This is a genomic window from Solibacillus sp. FSL H8-0523, from assembly GCF_038051985.1.
In the GTDB taxonomy this organism is placed as follows: domain Bacteria; phylum Bacillota; class Bacilli; order Bacillales_A; family Planococcaceae; genus Solibacillus.
Genome location: NZ_CP150291.1, coordinates 1,362,141 through 1,380,509, shown reverse-complemented (window position 1 = coordinate 1,380,509; position 18,369 = coordinate 1,362,141). Strand labels below are relative to the sequence as shown.

Sequence of the window (18,369 nt, the reverse complement as noted above, 5' to 3'; positions counted from 1 at the left end):
CATAAAGAAACGTATTCGCGAAAATTACACGAATACGTTTCTTTTCATTTATTTTAGAATAACCCTACTGCGCTACCATCTTCAGCTACGTCCATACGAAGTGCTGCTGGTTGCTTTGGTAAGCCGGGCATTGTCATAATGTCGCCTGTTAAGCATACTAAGAAGCCTGCTCCAAGCTTTGGAATGATTTCGCGAATCGTAACGATGAAATCTGATGGGCGACCAAGTAAGCTCGGTTGATCTGATAATGAGTATTGCGTTTTAGCCATACAAATCGGTAAGTTATCCCATCCATTTTTCTCGATTGTCGCTAACTGTTTTTTTGCAGCGTCTGTTAATTGAACGCCAGCTCCACCGTATACTTGCTGCACGATTTTCGTTAGCTTTTGCTCGACCGTTTCTTGAAGCTCATATAATTGGTGGAAGTTGTTTGGCGTATCTAGTACTTCTATTACTTGTTTTGCAAGCTCGATGCCGCCTTTTCCGCCTTCTTCCCACACATTTGTACGCGCAATACGTACTTCATTTTCTTTCGCCCACGCTAATACGAAAGCAAGCTCAGCTTCTGTATCTGTAATGAAGCGATTTAATGCGATCACTGGCTCTAAGCCGAAGTTACGAATATTGGCAACGTGCTGTGCTAAATTCGAGATTCCCTCTTTTAACGCCTCTACATTTTCAGCAACTAAATCCGTTTTCGCTATACCACCATGCATTTTCAGTGCGCGAATTGTTGCAACGATTACGACTGCGCTCGGCTTAAAGTTTGCTTCACGCGCTTTAATGTTTAAGAATTTTTCTGCGCCTAAATCTGAACCAAAGCCCGCTTCTGTTACAACGATGTCTGCTAGCTGACGCGCTGTTTGTGTTGCGATAATTGAGTTACAGCCGTGCGCGATGTTTGCGAAGGGACCACCGTGGATTAAAGCCGGCGTTCCTTCAATTGTTTGTACTAAGTTTGGATTTAATGCTTCTTTTAAAATTAATGTTAACGCACCTTCGACTTGCAGGTCACCAACTGTTACCGGCTCACGGTCATATGTGTAACCGATTAAAATACGTTTTAAACGCATCTTTAAGTCCTGAATGCTTGTTGCTAAACAGAAAATCGCCATAATTTCTGACGCAACTGTAATGTCAAAGCCATCCTCACGCGGTACTCCTTGCATTGGACCACCTAAACCTACTGTTACATGACGTAATGCACGGTCATTTAAATCCAGTACACGCTTCCAAATAATACGGCGTGGGTCGATTTTCAATGCATTACCTTGGTGAATATGATTGTCGATTAATGCTGATAATGCGTTGTTCGCTGTGGTGATCGCATGAAAATCACCGTTGAAGTGTAAATTAATTTGTTCCATTGGTAACACTTGTGCGTACCCACCGCCTGTAGCGCCACCTTTAACACCCATTACCGGTCCTAATGAAGGCTCACGTAAGGCTACCATTACGCTTTTATCTAATTGATGTAGCGCATCTGCTAAACCAACTGTTACTGTTGATTTTCCTTCACCAGCTGGCGTTGGACTAATTGCCGTTACAAGTACAACTTTGGCATCCGCTTCTCCGGTTACCTTGCTTGTGTCGATTTTTGCTTTATAGCGGCCATACTGCTCCACGGCATCTACTGGAATACCAGCGCGCTCTGCAATATCAACAATTGGTTGCATCGTTGCTGCGTTTGCAATTTCAATATCTGTTAATGGTTTAGTCTTAGTTGTCATCATTTGCCCTACTTTCGTTCTTATTCGCTTCTTATTATAGTCTGTTTTCTCTGAATTGATAAACAAAATTTTCTTTTCTAAATCGACAAATTATTGACATCAATCGCACAAATAGTATATAGTTTATTCGTAATATTCTGTAATTTTATATTTTGTACTAAATTTGACAGTATCGGAGGAGATGGCGGATGCACCAAGGCACTGTAAAATGGTTCGACAACGAAAAAGGGTATGGATTTATAGAATGTAACAACGGAGAAGATGTATTCGTACACTTCACAGGGATAAAAGATGAAGGCTTCCGATCTTTAGATGAGGGACAGGCCGTAGAATTTGATTTAGTTGATGGCATCCGCGGAGCACAAGCTGCGAATGTGATGAAAAAATAAACAAAGCTGTAAACGCCAACATACGTCGTTTACAGCTTCTTTTTTATTTTTCCACAATCGTAAAATCTTTATTGCTGTTTTTATCACTGAATGTGGCAAGGACATTTGTAATTTTGCCAATATAGTGTGATGGCTCTTCATTGCCCTCTTCATATACGAAAATATCGTAATCTGTACGATTTGATTTTTTAACAATCACATTCCCTGATGTCGTTGTAAACCCTACGAATTGGTTATTGTTTAACGCGGTTAATGCTTCTTGCTTTGTTAAATTCGTCATGTATAAACTCCTTTAAGTATGTATTAACGTGTAGTCATTTCATAAATCGCGCCGTCGTACTCGATTACTTGGTCAGTATTGGCACCTGTAAGTACAAGCTTTTGAATGCCGTAACCGTAATCCAGCATATAATCCCACGCATAGCCGTCCCCTGTTGGACATTGGAATACAAGCGTTATGTTTGGTAAAAGCACGTTCATGATGTCTACATTGTCGTCGATATTGGAAACTTTTTCAATAGTTACGCCACAAAGTGCTGCTAATTTTTCAATTGCTACAAAATCCGGCACAATAAAATGTAGCTCTGCCAATTGCAAATTACCTGCCGCATGCTTGGCTATGACCCCTTGCGTTTCTAACAGTTCACGACGAACACCAGCTGCCTCATCCCATTGAATGAAAAACGGGCAGGCGACTTTCGCTGTCGGCATACCTACGTAAAGTAACTGCCAGCTGACAACTGAACCATCTTCGCGCGTTCTAGAAAAAGAGGTTGGTCCAGACACTTCAAGACCTGCCTCACGAAATTTTTTCGCATCTTCTTCAATCGTCGTTGTACGCACCGCAAAGCGCGTTAACCCTGACTTGTCCTGCGCGATACTTGCATGTAATGAATGCTTTTCACGTGCGGCTTGTTCGAATTGTGCGTCATCAAAAATCCCGATACATTCGATATAGCTTAAATCAAAATAGCTTAATGCGTTATACGTACCCCACATTTCATGCTTCCCACCGATTACCGCGTGAATTCCCTCGTTTTGTAAGCATTCCACCGCTAGCTCTGGCTTTTTTACAACATGGACAACATGATCAAATACATACATCTATTACCCCTCCGATTCGTTCCATGCTTTACAAACATTGACCCAAGTCGTTGTCGCCGCGTATTGTTCGAGTTCGTCACAAGTTAACTCAATCGCTGAATTCGCGCTACCACATGCTGGGAAAACGGTTGTAAAGCGTTTTAAAGATACATCTAAAAATACTGGTAAGTCGCTTGCTAGCGCAAAAGGACAAACCCCACCAACAGGATGTCCCGTTAACGTTACAACACTTTCCAAATCAAGCATCTTTGCCTTGAAGCCAAACTGCTGCTTGAATCGACTATTATCAATTTTCGCATCACCCGCTGCTACGAGAAGTATCGCGCCATTTTCCGCGTCATGGAAGGATAAGGTTTTCGCAATGCGCGCGGGAATCACCTGTAACACTTGGGCTGCTTGCTCTACTGTGGCACTACTTTCATTAAACTCAAGTACATCTACTAAACGACCTTGGTTTTCAAAATAGGCCTTCACTTCTTGTATAGACATGTTCGACACCCACCTAAATAAATTGAATATTTCAATTATATCACGATAAAGTATCGAACGAGGCATCATTATTGAAATAAATCAATGAGCGCATTGGCCGCCGCTTGTTTGCCATCGATTTTTACGATGTCTCCTGACTTCGCCACAATAAAATGTGGCTCCATCGCACCGTACAATGATTTCGAGCTGTTAGCGACCATATAATCCGCATGTGCCGCCTCCATACGAAGTGTCGCACGGTCGATTAAATACTGCGGATCTTCTGTTGCCTCTAATTTAAAACCAACTAATATTGAATTTGGAGCCCACGTTTTAACTTGGCCTAAAATTTTTGGTGCTTTTTTAAAGTGAATGACAGGTGGCTCATCGGATGGCATTTTCCCTTTTTCCGTTAGCTCATTACCTGCTTGATCGAATACTTTATCAATTAACCAGTCAGAACCAGCAACCGCCATAATAATATAATCAATATGCTCACGCGTAACAATTTGCTGTAATGTCTTTCCTAAATCCTCAATACCTTCAAATGGCACAAGATGCATATGTGCTTTGTGTTCCGGTAACTGCGTGAATACGCCGTGCATATAAATGACCTCTGCTTGTTTCGCATAGGCTGCTTCTGCTAAATAGCAGCCCATCGTCCCTTTAGACAAATTCGTATGGCCGCGCACATTGTCCCACTTTTCAAATGTGCCCCCACTAGTAATTAAAACTTTTTTTCCTGTTAACATATGATAACCTCGCTATTATTCAACGGACGCCAGCCACTCTTTTAACACTTCAACAAACTTTTGTGACGCCGGTGATAGTTTTTGTTTTGTTGACAATCCTACTGTACGAAAACTTTCCTGCAATAATGGTAACGCTTTCACATTTCCTGGTAATACACCAATCGCCATTTGCGGCAAAATACTAATCCCTAAATTATGTTCCACCATCGCAACAATCGCCTTTTCATCAAATAATTCAAAGCGAATATTCGGACGAACACCATATTTTTCAAAATTCGTTAAAATATCATTGGTCCCTTTATAGGAAGGCATAATAAACGGTGCGTCTTCAATTTCTAATAAATCGATTTCAGTATTATCATATAGCGGACTTTCGTTTGACACAATACATAATAACGGATCACGCTTTAGCGGCATAAACTCAAACTGCTTTGAGCTCGTTCGATTTAAGAATCCACAGTCGACCTCACCATTGACAAGCCATTGCTCGATTTCATAATAATCCCCTTCTCGCAGTTCAATTCTTATACCAGGATAAAGTTCATCCATGATTGGAATAATATTTGGCATCCAATGCGTAGAAATCGTCGAAATGAGCCCGATACGTACTGTCCCTTTGCTGACTCCTAAAATATTCGAAGCCGCTTGTTGGAGGTGTTCTTCAGCTAGTAAAACTTTGCGCATTTCAAATAACATTTCTTGTCCGTCTTCCGTTAAGATAACGCCATTTCGATTTCGGTGAATTAAATTAAAGCCGAACTCTTTTTCCAAACTAGAAACAGCATGACTAACCGCAGACTGCGTCAGACCTAGCATTTCTGCTGCTTTTGTAAAACTATGCACTTCTGCTACCTTATTCAAAATTTCGTATTTCACTAAACTCATTACTATTCACTCCTTTTTAAAGATCAATTTCACCCTTGCCCAATTCCATTGCGTCCGGATTCGGCATTGCTCTAGCGCAAAGAACTCCATTTCCGAATCCGCGATATCCACCCGAGGCTTTCACTTTTTTCCACCAGGCTTTCTTGCACGCCATAAAAAATTTAGACATGAATTTTTTTCATACTAACCATTATAAACATTCGTTTTACTAATCACAATCTCCAGTTTATAGTGTTTTATAACAGCAAGTTTATTTTTGCTAAAATGAACTATTTTGACGAAATGTGGTGACATCTTTGAGTTTACAAGGTAAAGCAAATATTTTAATGGTGATCGTGACAATGTTTTGGGGGCTGTCCTATACATTCATGGTAATGGGACTAGAAGTTTTAGAAGCATATAACGTTGTTGCATTGCGGTGCTTAATCGCATTTATTATTGCCGGGCTAATCTTTTTACCGAAGATGTTGCGCGTGAACAAAAAAACAATTTTCTACGCATCGATTCAAGGGGCTATCCTATTTATCGTATTTGCCCTATCTTTATTTGGCTTAAAAACAACTTCTGCTGGTAATGCAGGATTTATTTTAAGCTTAACCGTTGTATTAGTACCGATTTTCACAAGTTTTTTAGAAAAACGTTTGCCATCACGTGCGGTCAGCTTTGCAATCGTGGCAACGATGATTGGGATTACGGTGTTAACATTTAAAGAATCTTTATCGTTCCAAACAGGTGATATTCTAGTTGCGATTGCAGCGGTTTGTTATTCTGTCTACTTAATCTTAAATAGTACATTCACAAAAGATGTAGAGTCGATTTCATACGGTGTCTATCAACTAGGGGTAGCCGGTGTGCTTGGTGCAATTTTTACACTCGTTTACGAAACACCTCAGTTACCAGCGACATCAGTTGGTTGGGCAGCGGTTTTAGGCTTAGCGATTATTTGTACAGCATTTTGCTTCATAGCACAGGCTGTTGTACAACAGTATACATCTCCAACACATACTGGATTAATCTTCTCATTAGAACCGATTTTTGCAGCAATCTTCGCATTAGTGTTCTTAGGTGAAGGTTTAACGACACAGCTATTAATCGGTGGTGCCTTTATTTTAGTCGGAAACTTCGTCGCACAGATGGAACAGTTCGCCACAGCGAAAAAAGTGGCGCCTATCGAATCTCAATCTAGTATTTAACATCGTGAAAAAATTTAAGCTAAGCGCAGTTTATATCGTTTGGACATAGCGAATCTATTGCTATGTCCTCTTTTTAATTTTTTTGTTCTATTTTCACTCATTTTTTAATATAATAGAAAAAGTGACTGTTTTTCTGATAGTTCTGAATAGATAATCAGTTTCCATAATAACAATCTGACGTTATTATTAAGAGTAGCAATACTTGTGAGACAAGTATTTAACAAGTTGTATTAAAGGAAGTGTTACAATGGTTGGACGTAATGACCAATGCCCATGTGGTAGCGGAAAAAAATACAAGAAGTGTTGTGAGGGTAAAAATCAAGCAACTTCTGCAACAGTTTTCCATGAAGAGATTGAAAATGTACTACAAACTTTCTATACGAATTATCCTGAAAGAAAAGATATTCGTGAGTTTATTGAGCTAGTACAAGCTTGGGCTCCAAAACTAGAGTCAAAGTTACAAAAAGAATTAGTAGAAGCGGTTGCTTTAGATGAATTTTTCTTCCATAAGCGCCCTGAAATTTGGACAAATTACTTAGCAAAAATGTCGAAGAAAATGGTCCGCCCTTCAATGATCGAGCTTTTAGAAACTTGGGAAAACCCAATGTTCTTTATCGGTACAGTTGAAACGGTAGCAGATGATTACTTCACAGCAGTTTCTGCAATGGACGGAACGGTGTACCACATCCAAAAGGAAAGCCCAAAACCGATTCCTCTAGGTATGCGCGTATTCGCATTCCTTTTACCAGATGGTTCAAAACAAGAGAACCACGTATTAGCGGCCTCTACGTTAATCTTCTTCCATAAGGAGCATGCGATTTCATTTGAAGAATTTACTGCTGCTTACAAGAAGAGTGGCTTAAGCGTTGCTGAGTTCGCAAAAGAAAACCACCTATTATTATGGGAAGGTTTAGTGGAGAATGGTTACGAGGGCCAAGAGTTCACGCCATTTGAGCAAGAAGTTGTGGAGCTATTAAAAGCATTCATGGCGGATAAAGGCATCGACAACGAAAGCTTTGTTGCAATCGTTGAAGACTACTTAGTAGAAAAAGAACCTTCTGCTCGTAAAGCAGGCGCAATTGCTGCAGGTGCTGTACGTTTCGGTCAAGACCACGACTTATTAGGTCAAAAATTCACGGTAAAAGATATCGCAGAAAGCTTCGGCATTTCGGCATCCTCTTTAAACAAATACCACCAAGAACTAACGGCTTTCTATCAAGACAAGCAGTAGTTCCTGTAGCCCACGTACAAATCTTTGTACGTGGGCTTTTATTATCCAATTAAGTCCGTTCTGCTACGCTACAGGGGTGAAAGCGTTGAATTGAGATGATTTTAAGCTCGCGTCCGTTGTACTTCGAAGCAGGTGTTTGATTAATTCAATTTCAATTGCAATATAGTGTTCAAAATTACACTTAATTAATAGAAGTTAACTTTTTCACTACTCCGCCGCCTCGCGGTAGCGCAAGCGGCTTAATTTTGCGCTTTTAACTAAATAACGAGAGCAAGATTTATGTATTGGCGGGCCTAGCATGCGGCATTAGAGAAAGTGGTAGAGACACGTACGACGTGACTCTAACGCTTTCATGCCGGTGCCCGCCAATAAAATAAGTAACATCTTATTCGAAAGGTAATTGAAAACAAAAACACCCCACCAAATGCTGTTATGCGCAGCGATTGGTGGGGTGTTGCCCTTTTAGGATAAAAGGTATTTAACTATGAAGAAATTTTTCAACAGTAACAACTCCGTTGAAAAAATTTACCCTTTTTACATAAATCTCTACTAGAGACTGATGAAGGATAAATAAGAATACTTTATTAGTATATCAAAAAATTATCATTATTCAACAATAATTTAAAAGTTGTAAAATTAATATTTTTCATAAATTTTCATCATCTCTTGCCCTAAAAATTGCAGTTGCTCTCCTACTGTACAACTTTCAATGCAAAATCGGTGTGCGCCTTGCTTGCCACGTTGTTTACGCAGATCACGAATGACCAGGCAATCCACACAATACGTATCAGTTAATTCATCAATATCTTTCATCACATCAATTTTATTCACGCCCAGTACCTCCTTCAAGCTGTTTCATTATTGTACTTTATTTTTTTGATTTCTCCAACTGAAGCACATTTGCTATACTAAAACGAGTACAGGAAAAGGGGCGTTTTCTTATGTTAGAGGTATATATTGACGGTGCCAGCGCAGGCAATCCTGGTCTAAGTGGCATTGGTATTTTTATAAAAGGCGAAGGCCATCTCATTAAAAAAAGTGAAGCAATCGGCATGACCAATAATCATATCGCTGAATTTACCGCGCTCGTTCGTGGCTTAGAGGAAGCACAAAAACTTGAATCAAATATCGTTTGGCTTCATTCGGATTCTAAAATTGTTGTCAGCTCGGTTGATAAACGCTACGTCAAAAACGAGGAATTCAAGCCGTATTTAGAGCGTGCCCTAGAAATGATTGACGAGCTCGAACTCTTTTTCATTAAGTGGATTCCCGACAAGGAAAATAAAGCCGCGGATGCACTTGCACGTGAGGCTTTACTTAAAAATAAAAGCTAAAAGCAAAACGATGCTCACCCTCTCAGGTACGCATCGTTTTTATTATGCCATTTTTTTGTTTCGAACAAAAAGCAGCATGTAAATCGCAAAAACTACGACTACTAATACGGCCGATAAATAATAAATCATCGCATAGCTAAAATTGACAGCGACTATACCGAAAACAAACGAGCCGAGCGCAATCCCAACATCAAATAACGTAAAGTACGTGGCCGTCGCGTAGCCTGTACGTTGAGGTGTAGTCGCTTGAATACATAAAGACTGGAAGCTCGTATTAAGTGTGCCAAAGCCAGCACCAATAAATACGGCCGACACTAAAAATATCCATGTACTATCGGCATTCGCTAAAATAGCAAGTCCAATCGCAAATAACACGAACGATGGGATAATCACAAATTTCGCACCTAGCGTATCATAAATTTTCCCTGTCATCGGACGAACGGACATCATCGCTACCGCATATACCGCGTAGAAATAACTTGCTGCGGCTAATAAGTTTTGCTGCTCTGCATAAAGGGATAAAAACGAAAGTACGCCTGCATACGCAAACGCAATTAACGCGGCAAGTCCTGCAAGAGGTAACGCCTTTTTCTCAAATAAATCATGCAAGCCAAATTTAAAGTTACGCTCTACATGCATAGGCTTTGGTAAATCACTCGTCTTCACTGTCAATGCGAGCAATGCTCCGATTGTCACAATGACTGACAAGACAATAAATAACACATCAAAGCTTGTATATTGCACAATAAGTAAACTTAAAAATGGGCCTAATACGACAGCAAGGTTTGTCGACATCGCAAAATAACCAAGTCCTGTACCTTTTTTGTTTGCCGGAATAATATCTGCCGCCAAAGAACCCGAGGCTGTTGTTGCGATACTAAACCAAATCCCTTGGAAAAAGCGTAGTGCTAATAAAAGTGCAAATGGCTTAAAGAATAAATACAGTACCGTACATAGTAAATAAAAGAGAATGCTGATGGCTAATAATTTTTTCTTGCCGAATAGATCGAGTAATTTCCCACTAAACGGACGCATTAAAATCGCTGATAATAAGAAGACCGTTACAAGTAAGCCCGATGCATCATCTGACTTTCCAAGTACGCCTATCGCATAAAGTGGCAACGTTGTTACGAGGCCATAAAAAACGAAAAACACCGCCATATTCGTGAAAAATAGGCTCATAAATCGTTTTGTAAAAATCGGTTGTTGTTCCATTATTCTACCCTTCTAACTTCTTTAATAACGTCATCAATTGCTGTTGCTCTTGTTGTGACAGTTGTTGTGTCACATTTCGTTCAAATGCTTCAATCGATGCTTCAATTTTTGGAAACTGCGAGATTGCATGTTGTGTTAACGCCACAATTTTCTCTCGTTTATCCGTTGCTTCAACACGCTCTATCCAACCGAGAGTTTGTAAACGGGAAACCGTACGCGTTACAGTCGGTGCTTCTACGTCTAAGTACTTCCAGATTTCCGTTAACGACATCGGACCGTTTTTTTGAAGTAAATAAAGAATCGTCCACTGGGCATGAAATAGTCCATGCTCCTTTAACGCTTCATTTAAGTGATTGACGATTTGGCGGTTTTTTTGGAAAAACACGGGAAATAAAGGATTCATTTCATCCCTCCTATTTTATTTACCTAGTTAAATAATTACTTGTTTTATATTACGCCTTTTGAAGTAACTTGTAAAGAACAACAAAAAAAGCACCTGAACTAAATAATTAGTTCAAATGCTTTTGGGTTCAAAGTATATTGTGCTCACGTATATTTAGTAACGCACCAATCGCACCAGAATAACCGCAATCTGCAAGAAATACCGGTGTATGCTTTTTCAACATTGTATAATGCTCAATGACACGCTTTAATTGCTCGTTGTCTGTCAGTGTGGAGCCAATGTAAACAATATGTTCTGCTTTATATTGCTCAGCTAGCTGAATACTTAACGTCGTAATCACTTCCCCAACAAGCCCTTGTGTTGTTGCTAACACATCTTGTTGTACAAAATCACGCGATTCGGTAATCCCTACTTTACCGAAGTTACTCGCTGTTAGCGTCCCAGAAATCGGTGTATCCATTCCTTGATAAATATCTTTCACGAGTAAGTCTATACGGTCACGCTTACCTTGCGCAGCATGTGATTTAATCGTATCAAAATCCGAGATTCCAGTCATAATGGTTGAAAGGCCAATTAATGTACCTCCACCAACACCTGTCCCACCTACACGAGCATGTTCATTGCCGTCCATGTAGTGAATCGAGGTACCTGTTCCGATGTTTGTAATGATACTTTGCTCAATGGCATGGCCTTCCTTCTCCAGTAAATAGCGCACACCTTTTAATGTTGCTTCAAATTCTACAATATATTCAATCGACTTCATCGTCTTTAACACGTCGCGTAATTGTTCTGTACGCCCGCCCGTTAAACCGATTTCTTCAACCTGGGGATGCTGTTCTAACCAGTCTTTTACTAAATCCATTTCATTTGATGGAAAGACGGTTAATGTTAGCTCTTGTTGTTCGTTTAAATACGCAAGCTTTGTCAACGTACCCCCTGTGTCGATTCCAATCCATGTTGACATAATTTTTCTCCTTTTACTTCCCACGAGTAATTCCCTACTTGTCTATCATAGCGTAACCGTTCTACGCAATAAAGCAAAAACATAGTCTTACACTTCTAACGATTGCTTCTCGATCAAGGCACGTTTGTAAAATTCATCGACAAAGGCATGCTCAAATTTATTTAGTAAACGCAGGATTTTCGCTTCATAAGAATGCGTTGTTTCGTCTTCTAAATTAAATTTCGCAACAATTTCCTCTTTTTGAAGGATATGCGTTAATGTCATGACCTCTGTTTTTGGTAAAGTTACTTGATGTAGCTTTAAAATCTTTGAGACCGAGCGTAATGCCGAGCGCGACATTAAAATTTTTCCTGGTGTTTCGTCTGCAACCTGCTGTAAAAAATTCTTCGCCGCAGCACTTGGCTTAATATTTATCTTTTCACTTACTTGCACTTCGCCGTCTTCTTGTACACGTTCAACCGTTTGCACGGTAAATGGTAATTCTTCACGTAGCGTTACCATGGAATGTACTTGAATTTGTCCGTTTTCCACCGAACAATTTGTCGTTGAAATGACAAGATCATATGTTTCTTCGAGCATACGGAAATTTGTTAATAATAATACAAACTCCGTCGTTTGCTGCTGGCGAATCAGTTCTTCCCCGTTTACCGCTTTAAAAATCGACAGTAAACTTGCAGCATCTGCTAATGCACGGTGCTGCGTATCGGTTTCAAGACCAAGATGCTCCATCAATCCACCTAAAGACGGCTGCTCTTTCACACCCTGTGCAATCATATACTTTTGCTGAAAATCAATCATCGGATAAAGACAGTCTTTATTTATGTAATTACGTGTCAACTCTTCTTCTAACACTTTACGGTCAAACTCTCCAAATGTTAAAAACACGTAATCTTGCTTACACCAGCGCTTAAACTTCAAAAATGCCTCTTTAAATGAAGGTGCATCTAATAGGTGCTCTGTTTTAATACCCGTAAGTTGCTGAATATGTGCATTTAAGCGTTTAAATTTATACGGCTGAATAAGCTGTGTAAACGTTTCTGTTGTGCCGTCTGGTAGCCATTTCACCGCACCGATTTCGATAATATACTGCTTCCCACGAATCAACGCGGCTTCAATGTCAACACTAATATATGTTTTTTTTCGTTCCAAATTTTTCACCTACTATAATTTTCCCGACAGAGTTTGTAGTTAATAGAAAGAAACTCTATCTAAATCAATTATGCCCTCAGCATAATTGCGTCCTTCAGCTGAAGGAGGTTAAAATATCTCTTTTTATTGTATATGAAATCAGTTCTAATAACACGACAATGTTCGCATATGCCTCACATTTCGTGACAAAAGAAGTGAAATAGTGTGGTTTTACTTATTGTATATGATGGGTTTCTATGATTTGTGATATAAGAATTACAGAAGTTTTAGCTAAAACAAACACCCGATACGCTTGTTGGGTACGGGTGTAGCATTATTACGCTATAATAATTGATCGATAAATCGTTGCTTTACTTGTGGCCAATCTCCCAAGATGATGCTATACATCACCGTATGACGAATCGTGCCCTCTTTTTTAATCATATGATTGCGCAGTACCCCTTCTTTTTGCGCACCAATACGTTCAATTGCTTGTTGAGAACGTGTATTTTCATGACCTGTTTTAATTTGCACGCGGTGAAGCTGTAACTCTTCAAAGCAGTATTGCAGTAATAAAAACTTGCAATTCGTATTAATTGCTGTGCGCCAAACGCTTGGTGTATACCAAGTGGAACCGATTTCTAGACGCTTGTGTGTAAGGGCAATATCTAAAAATGACGTACAGCCTACTAGTTCACCTGTTTTTTTATCAATGACCGCAAACATATAGGAGATGCCTTGTTCACGTTCTGCAATTGCTTTTTTTACATAGTTTTCTACCGATGTGCGGTCGAGTAATGTGACCGATAAATGCGGCCAAATACGCGGGTCGTTTGCTGCGACTGTAATGGCATCAATGTCTGCCAGCTGAACTGGTCTTAATTGGACAATTTCATTTTCTAAGTTAATAGTTTCCATATACTGATCCCCTTTGAGTTCGCATACGCTCTTAATCGAACTGTTTGTTCACGATAACCGTTTACACGCTGCTCATAAATTGTTGGTTCACTATTATAAAAATAGCGATCCATTAGCTCCATAAATTGTTCAAACCCATCTAACAGCGCTGGGAATAACACATCGGCTGGGTAAATGATTTCCGCAGAATTGTGCATTAATTTAAACTGACCATCCTCCAAATATTCCATGCGTAGCAGCGAAGGAAACTCCCACTCCCCTTGTCCATCAACAACAGCTTGCTCCATAATTTGTAGTAAGATAAACCACAGCATATCTGCAAGTTCCGATGACGTTTCAAAGATTACTTCATCGTTTTGTTTTACGGCAAAATACACATAAAAGTTCCCCTCATAATGGGTGAATTGATAGTCTTTAAGTGGTATAAATGTTCCTTCTTCAGTAGAACAATCGTAAATATAGGTTTGTACGTTAAGCATGATTTGTCTCTTCTTTCCGTTGTTCATCCGCAATCGCAGCGACAAACTCCGCAAATTTCTGTTCTTCCTCAATACATGGATGGTGATTGCTTTCACTAAAAGTTGTAAGTGTCGCATTACCTAGAAGTTGCGCGGCTTCCTCGGCATAGTCATAGGGGCATTGTGCATCATAGAAGCCACCGTAAATATACGCTTTGACTTGTACATCAGGGAGCTGTGGACGCAAATCAAATGTTGGTAATTCCTCATATGAAAAATAATCCAAACGTTTGGCAACGGTGTTTCCGCTGTTAGGGCGACTCACCATGTTGTCATAGCTTTCCGCTTTGTAAAGCGACATCAATGCCCATTCCTTTGAGCCCGCTCGACGCTCCTCTAGTGTTGAAGCAGGGTCTTTCAGCATCGCTAAAATTTCTAAAATGCGCTTGTTATTCGGGTTTTCCTTACAGTACATACTACCAACATGACGCATATAATCCGAAGATGCACACAGGCCACCTGCAACGATAAATTGTAAACTTTTCGGATGTAGGATTACATATTTCAGCGCAAGCATCCCACCTGTAGAATGTCCGGCAAAGCCCCATGAGTCAATTTCCAACGCCCGGCGAATTGCCTCTAAATCTTCCACACTATCATGCATACTGTAATTCAATATGCTCGTATCAGCAGTTGAATTCCCGCAGCCACGTAAGTTGACTAAATACACTTTGTAATGTGGCACGAACATTGCCGCAAAACGATTGCCATTTGCATTAAACTCGCTATATAAATGCGTCACACATAGCGGTTCTCCTTCACCCGCTGTAAATACTTCAAACACACCATTTTCTGTTTCAATTAGTTGCTGCTCCCACATACAAACACCGCCCCAAAGTTTTTTCACTATTCTAATAAAATTTTCGCGCATTTAAGGTGGGATTGCAATCATTTTCTACTTCTACTCGATACACGTTTCTTTTCATTAAATGTTACATTATTCCAGAAAAGATTTTCACATTAATTTATTGTAGATGTCCCTAAAAGAAAAAAGCACCGAGAAAAATTCTCTCGATGCCCTTTACTCTATTCTTCATTTTCATAAAAGCGCGACACAGACAACGTAAAGTCCGGTTGGTCAGTCGTAGGCTTAATTAATCCCGTATACAACGATTCACCCGACTCGGCATCAACAATCGTTAACAGCTGTCCTTCTGCAAGCTGCGCGAGTACGTACAGCTTATCGTTTAGTGTTTGTAACTTAAAGGTCGCACGCTCCAGCACTTTTGATGGTGATTCTAGTGTAATCGGTGCTAGCCATTGCTGCTGCCCGATGTTATAACGGTTCACTACTACTTCCCCGTCGATAATTGTCGCCGCAATTAATTGATGTCCCAATACAACGATTCGATATTCATCACCAAAAATTTGCTCAGGGATCTCAATTTCCGTCACTTCATTTGTTGCAATATCTAACGCTTTAAACTGCTGAGAAAGTGGTGTTACTTGCTCCGATCTCGCTTCGTACTCACTCACATGATAAACGAAGTATTTTTCAGGTCCTAAATGATAATATTCAAAGTAAAAACCTAAGTACTTATTAATCTTATCGTTGCTTTGAATCGTTTCAATGACGATATCATTCTTTAATTGTTTGCTTTTTAAATCAATAATTAGGAGATGCGCTTCCTCATTGCCTATTGCCTTTACATAATTCGATACGAGCTTTAGTTCATTGCCAACCAGTTGCACGTGCTCAAGTGTAATCCATTTAACTGGTTGGATAAGCTTGTTATTTACCGTAAACGCTGTGACACTATTATCCGATTTATTAAGAATTTCAATAGCATACGGTAAATCATCCCCAGGGGCTAATTGCCAAATATCGTCAGGCTCCTTCACGTAAATTAACCGCTCTTCGTCCTCGTAATAATGACTGGCATCTAAGAGCTTGCCACGTATAAAGCCTTTATGCGCATCGATTAATCGTTCGTTCGTAAGATTCAATCTTCGGTCAAAAATCGAGCTCTTTAGGTGCTTCGTTTCCCCATTTTGAATGCGCACCGAGCTGTAATAGGCTTCACTATCAACAGATCCTTCTATTATTAGCTCATTAATATAGCGTTCATCCCCTGATAACGTTTCAAATGTCACCGCATTTTTACTCGAAGCACTTGCCAGTTGAATATAATGCGTGCCAAGCGTTGCTGCAATGACAACAAGCACGATCAGTAATGCCCCATATTTTTTCATCGTTTTCCCTCCCTACACATTGATTTTTCGTTTCAATAAATAATTCGCTAAGAAAACCGCGACAACAAAAATAATAAGAGCTGTTACAACAAACATGCTTAATATTTCACTCATATAAAAATAATTGGTATTCATTTGAAGTAGAATCGGCGTAAAAAGAAACGCTTGTGAAAGTGTTATATAAATCCCTGCAAGAATTATACCTTTCAAGTGGAAGCTTCGTTCAAGTAAAATAGCCGTAAATAATGTCGCAACAAGCGCTGTTCCAATGCCATAGCTTAATAAAAAGCCCAACATAGATTGTGGAAATAAAATCGCTAAGACATCATACGAATACGTAAAGATTACACCCTGTTCGGCATAAAGCTCCGCTGGAAGAATCGATTTTACGATGAGTTCTGCGACTTCGATTAATAGCACCTGCACCCCTAATAGCACAAAGACAAACAATAAAATCGTTGTTAGCTTGGCAAAATAAATATGACGTCGCTCTGTTGGTAGCATGAGCAAACGGTAAATAAATGAAGACTTGCCAAACCAATCACGATACCAAATGAAAAATACATAAATAATTAATACGGCCGCTGCAAATGCAATCGACAGCTGAAATAAACCTTCATTTAAAAAGTTTACCATGGAGTAATTTCCATGCTTTGAAACATAATCGTTCATGAGTAGCTTTTCTTGAAACATAATGGTTTCAGCACGGTTGTTATAGCTCCACGACGAGCTGACCGCTGCGATGATTTGTGCCACGCTGACAAAGACGACAAGCGCGACAAACAGCTTTAAAAAACGCTGCACCTCAAAGTTCACTAGTTTAATATAATTCATCCGACATACACCTCCCGCATGACATCGACAACAGACTTGCCTTCCATTTCACGGGTCTGTTCGACATTGATTTCTTTTAACACGGTTCCGTCCCCAATTAAAATCGCCTTATCAATCAAATGCTCGATGTCATTTATTTCATGTGTCGTAATAATAACGCCACGATTTTCAATTAAGTGACTTGTAAATACTTCCGCAATTTGTTCACGCGAGAAAATATCAATGCCTGAAAACGGCTCATCCATCAAGATGTAATCAACGTCGAGCGCTAAACCTAGCAGTAGATTCACCTTGGCTGCATTCCCTTTTGAGAGACTTGAAATTTTTTCCGTTGGCGCCAGCCTAAAAAACTGCAGTAGCTCTTGTGCGCGCTGTTCATTCCACGATTTATAAAAGCTGTCCATAAACTCAAACGCTTCGGCAATCGTATAGCTTGGCAGCATCACAAGGCGGTCTGGAATATACGTAATTTTTTCGTATGCATCTTTGGTGATTTTTTTACCGTCAATTAAAATTTCACCGCTATCAATCGGCGTTAATGCCATAATCGATTTCATGATCGTTGTTTTCCCCGCACCGTTAATGCCAATCAAGCACGTAATTTGCCCTTTTTCAGCGGTGAAGCTCATATTTTTCAATACCTGCTTACGCTTATATTTTTTATTGACCTGTTTTACTTCAATCACGCGAATCCCCCTCCTTATACGTTTGCTGTACGAGCGCTAACACTTCCGGTAATGGCGCATTAATTGATTTAATCGAATTGATAAAAATATGCACCGCTTCACTAATTAACTCTTGACGTACACCTTTCAGTACCTCTTCATCTTTCGTAATACAACTTGGCAAATTTCCTTCTGTATAAATCAATTTTTGCTCCTCCATTTCTTTATAGGCACGCTGCACCGTATTGGGATTAATTTTGAGCTGATTGGCCAGCTCGCGACGTGATGGGATTTCCTGTCCTGGTGCATAGAATCCCTTCGCAATTTGCTCTTTAAAATGGCGAATGACCTGCACATACAACGGATCCCGATTATTAAATTTCACTTCCAATGATTTCACCGCCTTTTTAAGTGTATTAAGCACTTCATACACCTTGATTAAAAA

The 18,369-nt window shown here is 39.8% G+C and carries 22 protein-coding genes; 4 read left to right on the top strand and 18 right to left on the bottom strand.

Features of this window, described 5'->3' with window-relative positions:
* Window positions 1–53: 53 nt before the first annotated feature.
* Window positions 54–1,730 carry a formate--tetrahydrofolate ligase gene (locus NSQ62_RS06585; protein WP_341323897.1) on the bottom strand — a complete coding sequence of 559 codons (1,677 nt, stop codon included), beginning with the start codon at window positions 1,728–1,730 and terminating at the stop codon, window positions 54–56.
* Window positions 1,731–1,918: 188 nt separating this feature from the next.
* Between NSQ62_RS06585 and NSQ62_RS06580 the strand changes: the two genes are divergently transcribed.
* A complete protein-coding gene (locus NSQ62_RS06580) occupies window positions 1,919–2,119 on the top strand; it encodes a cold shock domain-containing protein (RefSeq protein WP_341323132.1) in 201 nt (66 codons plus the stop codon).
* A gap of 43 nt (window positions 2,120–2,162) precedes the next feature.
* Here the strand turns inward: NSQ62_RS06580 and NSQ62_RS06575 are convergent, their stop codons facing one another.
* From NSQ62_RS06575 to NSQ62_RS06555, 5 genes are all read right to left on the bottom strand, one after another.
* Window positions 2,163–2,399, bottom strand: a complete 237-nt coding sequence (locus NSQ62_RS06575) for a hypothetical protein (RefSeq protein WP_341323131.1) — start codon at window positions 2,397–2,399, stop codon at window positions 2,163–2,165.
* A gap of 23 nt (window positions 2,400–2,422) precedes the next feature.
* Window positions 2,423–3,223, bottom strand: a complete 801-nt coding sequence (locus tag NSQ62_RS06570; protein ID WP_341323130.1) for a VOC family protein — start codon at window positions 3,221–3,223, stop codon at window positions 2,423–2,425.
* A 3-nt stretch (window positions 3,224–3,226) separates the two neighbouring features.
* Entirely contained in the window at window positions 3,227–3,712 is a 486-nt protein-coding gene (locus NSQ62_RS06565) for a YbaK/EbsC family protein (protein ID WP_341323129.1), read from the bottom strand.
* Between the two features lie 68 nt (window positions 3,713–3,780).
* Window positions 3,781–4,443 carry a phosphopantothenoylcysteine decarboxylase gene (locus NSQ62_RS06560; RefSeq protein WP_341323128.1) on the bottom strand — a complete coding sequence of 221 codons (663 nt, stop codon included), beginning with the start codon at window positions 4,441–4,443 and terminating at the stop codon, window positions 3,781–3,783.
* Window positions 4,444–4,458: 15 nt separating this feature from the next.
* Window positions 4,459–5,328 carry a LysR family transcriptional regulator gene (locus tag NSQ62_RS06555; RefSeq protein ID WP_341323127.1) on the bottom strand — a complete coding sequence of 290 codons (870 nt, stop codon included), beginning with the start codon at window positions 5,326–5,328 and terminating at the stop codon, window positions 4,459–4,461.
* Window positions 5,329–5,624: 296 nt separating this feature from the next.
* Here NSQ62_RS06555 and NSQ62_RS06550 point away from each other — a divergent pair, with 296 nt between their 5' ends.
* Window positions 5,625–6,521 (top strand): DMT family transporter, encoded by an 897-nt coding sequence (locus NSQ62_RS06550; protein ID WP_341323126.1) that lies wholly within the window; start codon window positions 5,625–5,627, stop codon window positions 6,519–6,521.
* 247 nt (window positions 6,522–6,768) lie between these two features.
* A complete protein-coding gene (locus NSQ62_RS06545; protein ID WP_341323125.1) occupies window positions 6,769–7,752 on the top strand; it encodes an SEC-C metal-binding domain-containing protein in 984 nt (327 codons plus the stop codon).
* A 636-nt stretch (window positions 7,753–8,388) separates the two neighbouring features.
* Here NSQ62_RS06545 and NSQ62_RS06540 read toward each other — a convergent pair.
* Window positions 8,389–8,583 carry a zinc-finger domain-containing protein gene (locus NSQ62_RS06540; protein ID WP_341323124.1) on the bottom strand — a complete coding sequence of 65 codons (195 nt, stop codon included), beginning with the start codon at window positions 8,581–8,583 and terminating at the stop codon, window positions 8,389–8,391.
* A gap of 110 nt (window positions 8,584–8,693) precedes the next feature.
* On the opposite strand from NSQ62_RS06540, the gene NSQ62_RS06535 reads away from it, so the two are divergent.
* Window positions 8,694–9,086, top strand: coding sequence for a ribonuclease HI family protein (locus tag NSQ62_RS06535; RefSeq protein WP_341323123.1), 393 nt, complete (start codon window positions 8,694–8,696; stop codon window positions 9,084–9,086).
* Window positions 9,087–9,128: 42 nt separating this feature from the next.
* Here NSQ62_RS06535 and NSQ62_RS06530 read toward each other — a convergent pair whose 3' ends face one another.
* From NSQ62_RS06530 to NSQ62_RS06480, 11 genes are all read right to left on the bottom strand, one after another.
* Entirely contained in the window at window positions 9,129–10,301 is a 1,173-nt protein-coding gene (locus tag NSQ62_RS06530) for an MFS transporter (protein WP_341323122.1), read from the bottom strand.
* A gap of 4 nt (window positions 10,302–10,305) precedes the next feature.
* Window positions 10,306–10,704, bottom strand: coding sequence for a MarR family transcriptional regulator (locus NSQ62_RS06525; protein WP_341323121.1), 399 nt, complete (start codon window positions 10,702–10,704; stop codon window positions 10,306–10,308).
* 127 nt (window positions 10,705–10,831) lie between these two features.
* Window positions 10,832–11,668 (bottom strand): type II pantothenate kinase, encoded by an 837-nt coding sequence (coaW, locus tag NSQ62_RS06520; RefSeq protein WP_341323120.1) that lies wholly within the window; start codon window positions 11,666–11,668, stop codon window positions 10,832–10,834.
* Between the two features lie 87 nt (window positions 11,669–11,755).
* Window positions 11,756–12,826 carry a 3'-5' exonuclease gene (locus NSQ62_RS06515; protein ID WP_341323119.1) on the bottom strand — a complete coding sequence of 357 codons (1,071 nt, stop codon included), beginning with the start codon at window positions 12,824–12,826 and terminating at the stop codon, window positions 11,756–11,758.
* A 312-nt stretch (window positions 12,827–13,138) separates the two neighbouring features.
* Window positions 13,139–13,714: a GNAT family protein gene (locus tag NSQ62_RS06510; RefSeq protein WP_341323118.1), complete on the bottom strand. Its 576-nt coding sequence runs from the start codon at window positions 13,712–13,714 to the stop codon at window positions 13,139–13,141.
* Entirely contained in the window at window positions 13,696–14,193 is a 498-nt protein-coding gene (locus NSQ62_RS06505; protein ID WP_341323117.1) for a hypothetical protein, read from the bottom strand. The genes NSQ62_RS06510 and NSQ62_RS06505 overlap by 19 nt, the downstream gene beginning before the upstream one ends.
* Entirely contained in the window at window positions 14,186–15,052 is an 867-nt protein-coding gene (locus NSQ62_RS06500) for an alpha/beta hydrolase (protein ID WP_341323116.1), read from the bottom strand. Before NSQ62_RS06500 ends, NSQ62_RS06505 begins: the two co-directional genes overlap by 8 nt.
* 206 nt (window positions 15,053–15,258) lie before the next feature.
* On the bottom strand, window positions 15,259–16,425 hold the full coding sequence (locus tag NSQ62_RS06495; protein ID WP_341323115.1) for a hypothetical protein: 1,167 nt from the start codon (window positions 16,423–16,425) through the stop codon (window positions 15,259–15,261).
* 12 nt (window positions 16,426–16,437) lie between these two features.
* Complete coding sequence (locus tag NSQ62_RS06490) at window positions 16,438–17,259, bottom strand: hypothetical protein (protein ID WP_341323114.1); 822 nt, start codon at window positions 17,257–17,259, stop codon at window positions 16,438–16,440.
* On the bottom strand, window positions 17,256–17,945 hold the full coding sequence (locus tag NSQ62_RS06485; RefSeq protein WP_341323113.1) for an ABC transporter ATP-binding protein: 690 nt from the start codon (window positions 17,943–17,945) through the stop codon (window positions 17,256–17,258). Before NSQ62_RS06485 ends, NSQ62_RS06490 begins: the two co-directional genes overlap by 4 nt.
* Entirely contained in the window at window positions 17,938–18,315 is a 378-nt protein-coding gene (locus NSQ62_RS06480) for a GntR family transcriptional regulator (RefSeq protein WP_341323112.1), read from the bottom strand. The genes NSQ62_RS06485 and NSQ62_RS06480 overlap by 8 nt, the downstream gene beginning before the upstream one ends.
* Window positions 18,316–18,369: the final 54 nt, after the last annotated feature.